The organism is Glycocaulis sp., assembly GCF_052168375.1.
GTDB lineage: Bacteria > Pseudomonadota > Alphaproteobacteria > Caulobacterales > Maricaulaceae > Glycocaulis.
This window is the reverse complement of the sequence record NZ_JBQLZR010000173.1, coordinates 1-10,735: the sequence shown is the minus strand read 5'-3', so window position 1 is coordinate 10,735 and position 10,735 is coordinate 1. Positions and strand designations below refer to the sequence as shown.

The window sequence follows — 10,735 nt, the reverse complement described above, 5'->3', positions numbered from 1 at the left end:
CTCGACACGAAGCGGCGTGAAGCGACGGCGCGCCTGCAAGAGCTGGAGACCGAGCGCAATTCCAAGTCGAAACTGATCGGTCAGGCAAAGGCCAAGGGTGATGACGCGCTGTTCAACCAGCTGCGCACCGAGGTCGATGCGCTCAAGAGCCAGATGGACGAGGCCGAGACGGCGCAGAAGGCAGCTGACGAGGCGCTGCGCCTGGAACTGGCTTCCCTGCCCAACATGCCGTTCGACGATGTGCCCGAAGGCGCGGGCGAGAACGACAATGAGGAAGTGCGCGGCTGGGGCGAACCCAAAGAGTTTGCCTTTGCTCCGAAAGACCATGTCGCTATCGGTGAGGGGCTGGGCGGGCTCGATTTCGAGGCGGCTGCTGCCATGTCGGGCGCGCGTTTTGCGGTGCTGAAAGGCCAGCTTGCCCGGCTGGAGCGTGCCCTCGCAGCCTTCATGCTGGACATGCATACGACCGAGCATGGCTATTCGGAAACGAGCGTACCACTGCTGGTGCGTGACGAGGCCATGTTCGGGACGGGCCAGCTGCCGAAGTTTGGCGAGGATCTGTTTGTCGCTAGAACTACGGACTGGGACAAGGTAGCGGAGCGGCAAAGTGAAATGTCGCGAGAAATTGCAAGCGAATACACAGACAGAAACTACGATATGCTCATGAAATTATACGAGCATGTGGAAGGTGATAATCGAAAAGAGGTTTTCCTTGAGTTTCTGGAGGGCCTCGGAAAGCATTTGGGTCAACAAGCGGTTCCGAACTTACTTACTCAAATAGAAAACGGCGAATTCGACAGTAGCCACTATCTCATCCCGACCGCCGAAGTCTCGCTGACCAATCTGGTGCGCGACGCGATCCATGCTGAAAGCGCTTTCCCTATGCGCCTGACGGCGCATACGCCCTGTTTCCGCTCCGAGGCCGGCGCGGCGGGGCGGGATACACGCGGGCTGATGCGCATGCACCAGTTCTACAAGGTGGAGCTGGTCTCCATCGTGAAGCCCGAAGAGAGCGAGGAAGAGCTGGAGCGCATGACGGGCTGCGCCGAAGCGGTGCTGCGCGCGCTCGAACTGCCCTACCGCGTCATGCTGCTGTGTGCCGGCGATATGGGCTTTGGCGCCCGCAAGACCTACGACCTCGAGGTCTGGCTGCCCAGCCAGAACACCTATCGCGAGATTTCGTCCTGCTCGAATTGCGGGGATTTCCAGGCCCGCCGCATGGAGGCCCGCTTCAAGCGGGAGGGCGAGAAGAAGCCGGAATATCTCCACACGCTGAACGGTTCGGGCGTGGCTGTCGGCCGCGCGCTTCTGGCAGTTCTGGAAAATCACCAGAATGAGGATGGCTCGGTGACCATTCCGGCGGCGCTGCGTCCCTATATGGGCGGTATCGAGGTGCTGAAGGCATGAGCAAGCTCTTCACTGGCGATAATCCGCGCATCCTCATCACCAATGATGACGGCATCCGTGCGCCCGGCCTGAAAGTGCTGCGTGCAATCGCCGAGACGATCTCTGATGATGTCTGGGTGGTGGCACCGGCCGAGGAACAGTCCGGCATGAGCCGCGCGCTTTCGCTGAACTCGCCGCTTCGCGCCCGCCGCGTCGCGGACAAGCGCTATGCGGTCACCGGTACGCCGGCAGACTGCGTACTGATGGCGATCAATGACATTATCGAGGGCAAGGAGCCCGATCTGGTGCTGTCCGGCGTCAACCGGGGCCAGAACATTGCCGAGGACGTGACCGTGTCGGGCACGGTGGCGGGTGCCATGCAAGGCCGCCAGATGGGCATTCCCTCGATCGCTTTCTCGCAGGCCTACGGCTTTTCAGGCCGTGACACGATAAAGTGGCAGACGGCTAGCGCGTTTGGTCCGGTCATCCTGAAAAAGCTGCTCGAAGAGCGCTGGTCGGAAAATGTCGTGATGAACGTCAACTTCCCCGACCGCGAGCCGGAAGATGTCCACGACATCGAGGTGACGGTGCAGGGCATGCGTGACCAGCACAATATCAAGACCGTGCGCCGCGAGGATTTGCGCGGTCAGGCCTATTACTGGATCGGGTTCGAGGGACGCCCGTCCACCCCGGCGGTCGGCACCGATCTGCGGGCCATCTATGAGGGGCGGATTTCCATTACGCCGCTGCATCTGGACCTGACCCACCATGCCACGCGCGACCGCCTGGCCGAGCATCTGGGCGGTCCGGTGGACGCGCCAGACGCGAGCTGAGGCCAGCCATGAGCGGGGGCTTTGACACGCGCGTCATCGAGCTGGTCATGGCCCTGCGCAATGCCGGTGTGCGTGACAAGCAGGTGCTCGCCGCGATGGAGCGCACCCCGCGCGGCGTCTTCGTTCCGGAGAGCTTTGCAGATCAGGCCTATGAGAACCGGCCGCTTCCCATTGATTGTGGCCAGACCATCTCCCAGCCCCTCATCGTCGCGCTGATGACGCAGGCTCTGGAAGTGACAGACCGGTGCAAGGTGCTCGAGATCGGCACCGGGTCGGGCTATCAGGCCGCTGTGCTCTCGCGCCTGTGCCGCCGGGTCTACACAATCGAGCGCTATCGCACGCTGAGCCAGGAGGCAGTCAGACGCTTCGAGGCCTTGCGCCTGACCAATATCGTGACCCGCATCGGGGACGGTACGAAAGGCTGGCCCGAACAGGCACCCTTTGACCGCATCATCGTCACGGCCGCCGCGCCGCAGCGCCCCGATGGCCTCCTCGCCCAGCTGCGTGAAGGGGGTGTGTGCATCGCTCCGGTGCAGAACGGCCCGGTACAGACGCTCGTCCGCTACCGGGTGCAGCCGGACGGGATTTTCGAGGAACCTTTGCTCGATGTGCGTTTTGTCCCTCTGGTTGAAGGTGTCGCGCGGTCTCTCTGACGCGTAAACGTGAAGACGGCCGCGCTTGACGCCAGCGGCCCCAGCCCTGATCCTTGTTCGTGGGGCTGGTTCGCGAATTTCAGGGAGATATCCATATGAAACACCGCATGCTTTCCACCGGCCTGATGGCCAGTCTTGCGCTTGGCGCGACGGCCTTTGCCGCCTCTGCGCAAGAAGAAATGTCCGAAGCCGCAGCCGAGCGCCTTGCCGGCTATGAGCGTACGGGCGAGACCCGCACCTGTATCGGCCTGACGCGTGTGCGCTCGATCCAGCCGCTCGACGACCGGCACTTCCTGGTCGAGATGCGCAATGGCGACATGTTCCTGAACGTCGTCAACGGGCGCTGCACCAGTGCGGCCAGCTCGCACACCTACCTGCAATACTCGGTTCCAGGCTCGCAGCTCTGCCGCAACGAGATCGTGAACGTGATTGATAGCGGTGGTTCGGGGCATCTGGCCGGCAGCTGCGGGCTTGGCAGCTTTGAAAGCCTGACGCCGGTGCAGGACGGTGACAGCGCCTCGCGCTGATGCGTCTGATCGTGGCTAACGCGTGATTAACGCTCCCGCGCCATGATGCGCGCTGGTACCGGACGGTACGGCAGGATTGGCGATTGATGATCACGCAGGCGTTTCGGTTGGCAGCTCTTGCGGCGCTGAGTGCGTCGCTGGTTGCCTGTGCCTCGCGGCCAGAGCCGATACGCCAGAACGGATCAGCCCCGTCATCGTCCTCTGTTTCGTCCGGTCAGGCGGCCGGTTGCGGCGCTCGCTATACCGTGCGGCGCGGCGACACGCTGAGCGGCATCGCCGAGCGGTGCGGTGTGCGCTGGCTCGATCTCGCCGCCGAGAACAATATCGCCGCGCCCTATACCTTGCGGGACGGGCAGGTGCTGGTGATGCCCGGCGGCGCGCGCACCTATGTCGTCCAGCGCGGTGACAATCTCTACCGGATCGCCGTCAGTCACGGGATGAGCCTGCAGGAACTGGCCTCGATCAACGGTATCCCCGCGCCCTACACCATTCACCCGGGCCAGGAATTGCAGCTTTCCGGCTCGGCTCGCCCGGTGCAGGTGGCGGCGAACAACCCGCCGGTGCCGAGCCAGCGCCCGGCCCAGCAGACACCCTCCACAACACCGCCTGCATCGACACCTGCGCCGGTATCACGTCCCGCTGCCGGGGCGCCGCAATTCCGCTGGCCGCATGACGGGCAGGTCGTCGCCAATTTCGGCGCCCAGCCCGGCGGACGGCGCAATGACGGTATCCGCATCGCGGCCAATGTCGGCGAGCCGGTGCGCGCCGCTGCTGCGGGCGAGGTGGTCTATGCCGGCAATGAGCTTCAGGGCTATGGCGAGCTAGTACTCCTGCGCCATGGTGACTGGGTGACCGCCTATGCCCACAACTCGGTACTGCGCGTATCTGTCGGCCAGCAGGTGGAGGCAGGGGCCGTCATCGCGGAAGCTGGGTCGTCCGGCTCTGCCAACCGGGTCCAGGTGCATTTCGAGATCCGGCGCGGGGTCACGCCCGTCAACCCCATGGAATACCTGCCGCGCCGCTGATAGGCGGCCTTCGTGCGGCAACTGAGCACGGAACGCCGATGCGAGTTGCGCCTTTGGCGCGCGTGGATATAGTCCCGCGCAAATTCCCCTTGCCTTTAAGGACGTGACACGATGCCCGCTTTTCTTGACTCCGTAACGCTTGCTGCTGCCGGTGGTGGCGGCGGGATGACCGCTCTGCTGATCCAGCTCTTTCCGTTCATCCTGATCTTTGTCGTCTTTTATTTCCTGCTGATCCGTCCGCAGCAACAACGCGTCAAGAAGCACCGCGAAATGGTGGAATCGCTGCGCCGCGGCGATGAAGTCGTGACCGCGGGTGGCCTAATCGGCAAGGTGACGCGTGTGGCCGACAGCGAGCTGACGGTCGAGCTGGCGCAAGGCGTGCGCGTGAAAGTGCTGCGTCATACGATTTCGGAAGTGCGTGCGCGCACCGAGCCGTCGCGCTCGCGCCGTGACGAGGAAGACACGGACGACAGCCAAGAGGATGCGCGCAGCTAGCGCGCCGCGCGGCTGCGTCCTATCTGCTTCCTGCCATGCTTTATTTTGCCCGCTGGAAAATCGCCCTGATCCTTGGAACCATCCTTCTCGGGGTGTTGTTCCTTCTGCCGAACTTCGTGCCGGAGAGCACGCGCTACGGCCCGGACGGAGAGCCGCAAGGCGTCTGGTCGACCTTGCCGAGCGATACGCTCAATCTCGGTCTCGACCTGCGTGGCGGTTCTCACCTGGTCTTCCAGGTCGACATGGAAGAGGTGCGCGCTGAACGCCTTGTGCGTCTGAGCGATGATGTGCGCACGGTGCTGCGCAATCAGCCGGCCATCCTGACGGCCGCACCTGCCGTAATCGAGAACCAGGTCGTCGTGCGGCTCTCGCGCCCCGATGACATGGAGGCAGCGCTGCGCCGCCTGCGCGAGATCAACGAGCCGGTCTCCAACTCTTTCGGTCAGGCCAGCATGGACGACACGCTCTCCATCGAGCCTGATGAGGACGGCCGCACGATCCGCGTCGGCATCACCGAGGCAGCTCTTGAAGAAATCCAGCGCCGCACCGTCACCCAGTCGGTCGAGGTCATCCGCCGCCGTATCGACGGCACGGGTACGACCGAGCCCACAATCGTGCGTCAGGGCGAGGACCGCGTCCTTGTGCAGGTGCCGGGCGAAAGCGATCCGCAGCGCATTATCGAGATTGTCGGCACCACGGCGCGCATGACCTTCCACATGGTGGAAGCCAATGTCGATCCGGGCTTTGACGGGCAGGGGCGCACACCGCCGGGTGTCATCATCCTGCCGCAAGAAGACCCCAACGAGCCATTCCTCGCCGTTCAGCGCCGCGCGCTGGTGACCGGCGAGCAACTCGTCAATGCCGCGCAAGGGTTCAACGAAGGCGGGCAGCCTTCGGTCAATTTCCGCTTCAACACGTCCGGCGCACGCGCGTTTGGTGACGCAACGGCGGCCAATGTCGGCCGGCGTTTTGCCATCGTGCTCGACGATGTGATCATTTCCGCGCCGCGCATACGCTCGCCCATCATGGGCGGCTCGGGCATGATTGATGGCGGCTTCACCGTCCAGTCAGCGTCAGACCTTGCCAACATGCTCAATGCCGGTGCGCTGCCTGCGCGCCTGACGCCGGTCGAACAGCGTTCGGTGAGTGCAGGCCTCGGTCAGGACTCCATCGAGCGCGGCCAGACCGCGATCATTATCGGCTTCAGCCTGGTGATCGTGTTCATGCTGCTGGCCTACGGCTTCTTCGGCGTGGCCTCCACGCTGGCACTGATCGTCAATATCTGCCTTCTGATGGGCGGGCTTTCAGGCCTGCAGGCGACACTGACCTTGCCGGGTATTGCCGGTATCGTGCTGACCATTGGCATGGCGGTGGACGCCAACGTGCTGATTTTCGAGCGGATACGCGAGGAATACCGGTCCGGGCGCACCGTTACCAACGCCATTGAGAACGGCTACCAGCATGCCCAGTCGGCCATTCTGGACGCCAACGTGACCACCTTCATCGCGGCGGCAGTGCTCTACATGATGGGTGCCGGACCGGTGCGCGGCTTTGCTGTCACGCTTGGCATCGGCATCGTGACCTCCGTCTTCACCGCCTTCGTCTTCTCACGGCTCCTGCTGGCAGGCTGGCTGCGCCTTGCCAGGCCCAAGACCTTGCCGATGTAGGCGGGAGAGAGAACCATGAACCTTTCCACTTTCGCCCTAGTCCGCCTGCTGCCCGATGAGACCCATATCGGTTTCATCCGGATGCGTACCGGCGCCTTTGTGCTCTCGCTTGCCCTTGTGCTGGGCTCGGTTGCGGCCTTCTTCACGCTGGGCCTCAATCTCGGCATTGATTTCCGGGGTGGCACTGCCATCGAGATCAGCACTGAAGGCCCTGCCGACATTGCACTGATCCGCGAGGTTGTTACCGAGGCCGTGCCGGGCGACGTACAGGTGCAGGGCTTTGGCACCGAGTCCGATGTGCTGATCCGTGTCGGCGAGATTGATCCGGAAGTAATCAATGCGCTCGAGGGCTTTGAGGCGCTTGATGCCGCCCAGGCCCAGCAGGCCGTACAACGCCTTGTCACCTCCGCCCTGACCGAAGCCATCCCGGATGTGAGCTTCGAGCGTATGGAAGTGATCAGCCCGCAGGTTTCTGACGAGCTGCGCGTTGCGGGCACCACGGCGGTGCTGGTCTCGCTCTTCCTGATGCTGGTCTATATCTGGCTGCGCTTTGAATGGCAGTACTCGGTCGGCGCGGTGCTGGCACTGGCGCACGACGTCATCGTGACCATCGGTTTCTTTGCGGTCACGCAACTCCAGTTCAACCTGCCGACCATCGCAGCCATCCTCACGATCGTCGGTTACTCGATGAACGACACGGTTGTGGTCTATGACCGCATCCGCGAGATGTTCCGCAAGTACAAGTCCCAGCCCACCGCCCAAGTGCTCGACATGGCGATCAACGAGACCCTGTCGCGCACGATCCTTACCTCGGGCACGACGCTGGTTGCACTCATCGCCATGGCCATCATGGGCGGCGCAGCGCTGGAGAGCTTTGCTCTCGCCCTCATCTGGGGTGTGGTGATCGGTACCTATTCCTCGATCTTTGTTGCCGCTCCGCTGCTCACCGTCACCGGTGTGCGCCGCGATACCGGGGATCAGGAAAGCTAGACGCCGCGTGCTAGCAGGTCTCCCCACCCGCCCGGGCGAGACCTGCGCACAGCGCCGCAGCGCCCTCTGCATCGCCTGAACTTTCGAGCAATTGTGCAAGTTCGCGGACTGCATCCGCGTTCAGCGGATCGCGTGCCAGCACGCGCCGGTACCAGAGCGCGCTCTGCGCTGTCTCGCCATTCTCCGCCATGGCCCGCGCGACCGCCAGGCCTGTCGTGCTGTGCCAGGGGCGGATTGCCACCGGATCATCGCCATAGCGCCGTTCCATGGCTAGCCAGGCTTGAGCGAGGTAGGGCGTTGCCTCCGCCTCGCGGTCTGTCAGGCGGTAGAGTTCCGACATGTTGAGCAAACTTCCCCAGTCATCGGGATCAATGACGAGGGCGCGCTCATAGGCCTGTTCAGCATCCTCAAAGTCCCGCCGCGCCGCCAGCGCCAGACCGAGCGCGCGCCACCCCCGCGCAAGGTGGGGATCGGCTTCAGTCGCTTCACGCGCCAGTGCCACAGCGTCGTCCAGCCGATTGCGGGCGGTATCAGTGTCTGTCCATCCGCCAGAGAGCGCCTGGCTGAGTGAGGTCCGGCCTGTTGTGTCCCCTGCGGCACCTTCAAAGCGGATGACAGATTGCGTCATCGTGTTGGCGAGGCCCGCAAGTGCGGCGGCGTTGGCCGGTTCCTCTGCCAGGATTGCTTCGTAAAGGCGGCGGGCGGCGGCGTTGTCGCTGCTGGTGTACTGGGCATAGAACCCGTCTGCCCGCTCCAGCCTTGCGGCGCTTGCGCCTATCGGCGGCTCATCACCATCGCTGCCGACGGCCTGCCACAAGGCGAAGCCGGCCACGAGAACGGCCAGGATGGCAGAGCCGCCACCGGCAAGCGCCGCAATCCTGTAATCGCGAACCGGCGCATCGTTTGACTGAGGCCATGTGACCGGGGCAATCAGCCGGTAGCCGCGCTTGGGCACCGTCTCGATAAAGCGGGGATTGCGGGCATCGTCGCCGAGCGCCTTCCTCAGCTTGAAGATGCTGCGGCTGAGTGCGTCCTCATTGACATGGACCTGCCCCCACACCGCGGCAGCAATGTCCTCGCGCGACAGGACTTCGCCGGCGCGCGCGGCAAACAGCATCAGCAGGTCCATCACGCGTGCCTCGACCTCGCGCTCCACGCCCGGCGCATACAGCCGGTTCGCGCCTGCATCGACACTCCACTCACCGATAATGACGGAAACTGCGTGCATGGCCTTGTCTGGCTGGCGGAGAGAAAAAGGTCAGAACTTCAGGAGTCCCAGGTCATGGCTTTTCACCACGGTGTGCGCTCCGGGTAAAGGCGGCGGCGAGGATGCCATCCCCGCTCGTCTACGTTATCCCGTTGTTGAAAGGACCCTGATGCGCTCTCTCCTGACCCTCTCTTTGCTGGCCTTGCTGGCGGCCAGCGCCTGTGCCCGCACCAGTGACGACACCCTGCTGAACCCACAGGAGGCTCGGGCCGATCTCGAACGGCTCTACACCGGTCTGCAATCGGCCAATGCCGACCTATTTGCCCTGACGCCGCGCGACGTGTTCGAGGCGCGCTTCGCCGAATTGCACGCCAGCTACGATGAGCCGGTGACGCGGGCGCAGTTTCATCGCGACGCGCAGCGCTTTGCCGCGCTGGCCCGGCAGGCCCATACCCGCATCGAAGGCCTCAACCCTGACTGGCCGGCACTGGTGGCGGCGGGTGGCCCGGTCTTTCCCTTGCGCTTTGGCGTGCATGCAGGTGAGGTGATTGTCACGGCTGCGCCGCAAGATAGCGGCGTGGTGGCAGGGGACAGGCTACTCAGCCTTGATGGCGAGCCGAATCCGGTCTGGCTTGCCCGCCTGGTGCGCAATATCGCCGCCGAAACGCCTGCCTTTGCCTATGGCCAGCTGTCGCTGGGCGAGCCCTATTATATCTGGCTGGAATACGGCGCGCCGGAGAGCTTCGATGTGGAAATCGGGCGCGATGGCGAACGCCTTTCACTGACGCTCAATGCCATCTCGCTTCAGGCCCTGTCTGCGCTCGAGCCAGCACAAGCGGCCTTCTCGCTCGCCGGGCGGGAGGCGCGGATGCTGACGCCGCAAATCGCCTATCTGCGCCCCGGCGATTTCTACAATATCGAAGCAGAAACCTCGGCCGACCAGTACGATCCTCAAGCGCTTGCTGTCTATCGCGGGTTCATCGACGGCGCCTTTGAAGGCTTCATCGCCAGCGGCGCCACAGACCTCGTTCTGGATCTGCGCGATAACGGGGGCGGGGATGCGTCCTTCTCCGATCCGGTAGTCGCCTGGTTTGCGGACCGGCCCTTCCGCTTCGCATCCGATTTCCGCGTCCGCGTCAGCCCGGAAACTATCGCCGCCAATCAGGCCCAGCTGGAGGCGATGGAAGATGCCACTGGCTCCATGCGCGAACGATATGCAGAGATTTTCGCCCGGCACGAGGCTGGCGAGATGGTGTCCATCGATCTGCCCTATACGCAGCCGCGCGAAGGACAACGCTTTGAGGGCCGTGTGCATGTGCTCGTCAATCGCAACAGCTATTCCAACGCGGTGACCGTGGCGGCCCTGATCCAGGATTACGGCTTTGGTACCGTCTATGGCGAGACGACGCTCGACATGGCGACGACCTATGGCGCGATGGAGCATTTCACCTTGCCCCACTCCGGCTTTCTGGTCGCCTATCCCAAGGCCCTGATCGTGCGGCCCGGCGGGGTGGAGCATCCCCATCCTCTGCAACCTGATGTGACCTTGCCGGCGCCAGCCGTGCGCGGCGAAGCCGACCTCATGCTGGATGCCTTGCTGGACAGGCTTGCCGACTAGCGCCAGGTCCTTCCCATGAAAAAAGCCCCCGGTGACGTGCCGGGGGCTTTTTGCTGGCAGTTGCGGACCAGCCTATTCGTTGACCACCGCAGGCATGAGCTGGCGGAAGATCGCACGCGCGCCTTGCGGCGGCGTGGTGGCGGAGGGTTGCTCCTGCGCGAGGATGAGAGCGACAACACCGGTCGACGGGCTGACGAAGAAGTCGGTATCGAAATACCCGCCCCAGCCGAAATCTGCCGGATACCCGGACGCGGCTGATCCCTGTCCTTCGTAGACGACGCCTACCGAGTAGCCGAAACCGAGATTGCCCGCAGTCATGGAGGCTGGCATGCGG

At 63.7% G+C, this 10,735-nt stretch carries 10 protein-coding genes and 1 pseudogene; 9 read left to right on the top strand and 2 right to left on the bottom strand.

What is annotated here, in order from left to right; translation table 11 throughout:
• From serS to secF, 8 genes are all read left to right on the top strand, one after another.
• On the top strand, positions 1-1,407 hold a 1,407-nt coding region (serS, locus tag ACTS2Z_RS06975; RefSeq protein WP_442572500.1), incomplete at its 5' end, for a serine--tRNA ligase.
• Positions 1,404-2,219, top strand: a complete 816-nt coding sequence (gene surE / locus ACTS2Z_RS06970) for a 5'/3'-nucleotidase SurE (protein WP_442572499.1) — start codon at positions 1,404-1,406, stop codon at positions 2,217-2,219. The genes serS and surE, both read left to right, overlap by 4 nt.
• 8 nt (positions 2,220-2,227) lie before the next feature.
• The gene (locus ACTS2Z_RS06965; RefSeq protein WP_442572498.1) at positions 2,228-2,872 is read left to right on the top strand and encodes a protein-L-isoaspartate(D-aspartate) O-methyltransferase; all 645 of its coding nucleotides are present in this window, start codon (positions 2,228-2,230) and stop codon (positions 2,870-2,872) included.
• A gap of 95 nt (positions 2,873-2,967) precedes the next feature.
• A complete protein-coding gene (locus tag ACTS2Z_RS06960) occupies positions 2,968-3,399 on the top strand; it encodes a DUF6491 family protein (protein WP_442572497.1) in 432 nt (143 codons plus the stop codon).
• Positions 3,400-3,506: 107 nt separating this feature from the next.
• Positions 3,507-4,424, top strand: a complete 918-nt coding sequence (locus tag ACTS2Z_RS06955; protein ID WP_442572496.1) for a peptidoglycan DD-metalloendopeptidase family protein — start codon at positions 3,507-3,509, stop codon at positions 4,422-4,424.
• A gap of 111 nt (positions 4,425-4,535) precedes the next feature.
• A complete protein-coding gene (yajC, locus tag ACTS2Z_RS06950; protein ID WP_442572495.1) occupies positions 4,536-4,919 on the top strand; it encodes a preprotein translocase subunit YajC in 384 nt (127 codons plus the stop codon).
• Positions 4,920-4,954: 35 nt separating this feature from the next.
• A complete protein-coding gene (gene secD / locus ACTS2Z_RS06945) occupies positions 4,955-6,586 on the top strand; it encodes a protein translocase subunit SecD (RefSeq protein WP_442572494.1) in 1,632 nt (543 codons plus the stop codon).
• A gap of 15 nt (positions 6,587-6,601) precedes the next feature.
• A complete protein-coding gene (gene secF, locus ACTS2Z_RS06940) occupies positions 6,602-7,576 on the top strand; it encodes a protein translocase subunit SecF (protein ID WP_442572493.1) in 975 nt (324 codons plus the stop codon).
• Between the two features lie 10 nt (positions 7,577-7,586).
• Here the strand turns inward: secF and ACTS2Z_RS06935 are convergent, their stop codons facing one another.
• Positions 7,587-8,804: a winged helix-turn-helix domain-containing protein gene (locus tag ACTS2Z_RS06935; protein WP_442572492.1), complete on the bottom strand. Its 1,218-nt coding sequence runs from the start codon at positions 8,802-8,804 to the stop codon at positions 7,587-7,589.
• 148 nt (positions 8,805-8,952) lie between these two features.
• On the opposite strand from ACTS2Z_RS06935, the gene ACTS2Z_RS06930 reads away from it, so the two are divergent.
• Positions 8,953-10,401, top strand: coding sequence for a S41 family peptidase (locus ACTS2Z_RS06930; RefSeq protein ID WP_442572491.1), 1,449 nt, complete (start codon positions 8,953-8,955; stop codon positions 10,399-10,401).
• 72 nt (positions 10,402-10,473) lie between these two features.
• Here ACTS2Z_RS06930 and ACTS2Z_RS06925 read toward each other — a convergent pair.
• A pseudogene (locus ACTS2Z_RS06925) lies at positions 10,474-10,735 on the bottom strand (hypothetical protein); the annotation flags it as partial.

Excerpts from the sequence above, each read along its gene's own strand:
- surE (WP_442572499.1), top strand. The coding sequence starts at position 1,404 with ATGAGCAAGCTCTTCACTGGCGATAATCCGCGCATCCTCATCACCAAT.
- ACTS2Z_RS06965 (WP_442572498.1), top strand. The coding sequence starts at position 2,228 with ATGAGCGGGGGCTTTGACACGCGCGTCATCGAGCTGGTCATGGCCCTG.
- ACTS2Z_RS06960 (WP_442572497.1), top strand. The coding sequence starts at position 2,968 with ATGAAACACCGCATGCTTTCCACCGGCCTGATGGCCAGTCTTGCGCTT.
- yajC (WP_442572495.1), top strand. The coding sequence starts at position 4,536 with ATGCCCGCTTTTCTTGACTCCGTAACGCTTGCTGCTGCCGGTGGTGGC.
- secD (WP_442572494.1), top strand. The coding sequence starts at position 4,955 with ATGCTTTATTTTGCCCGCTGGAAAATCGCCCTGATCCTTGGAACCATC.
- secF (WP_442572493.1), top strand. The coding sequence starts at position 6,602 with ATGAACCTTTCCACTTTCGCCCTAGTCCGCCTGCTGCCCGATGAGACC.
- ACTS2Z_RS06935 (WP_442572492.1), bottom strand. The coding sequence starts at position 8,804 with ATGCACGCAGTTTCCGTCATTATCGGTGAGTGGAGTGTCGATGCAGGC.
- ACTS2Z_RS06930 (WP_442572491.1), top strand. The coding sequence starts at position 8,953 with ATGCGCTCTCTCCTGACCCTCTCTTTGCTGGCCTTGCTGGCGGCCAGC.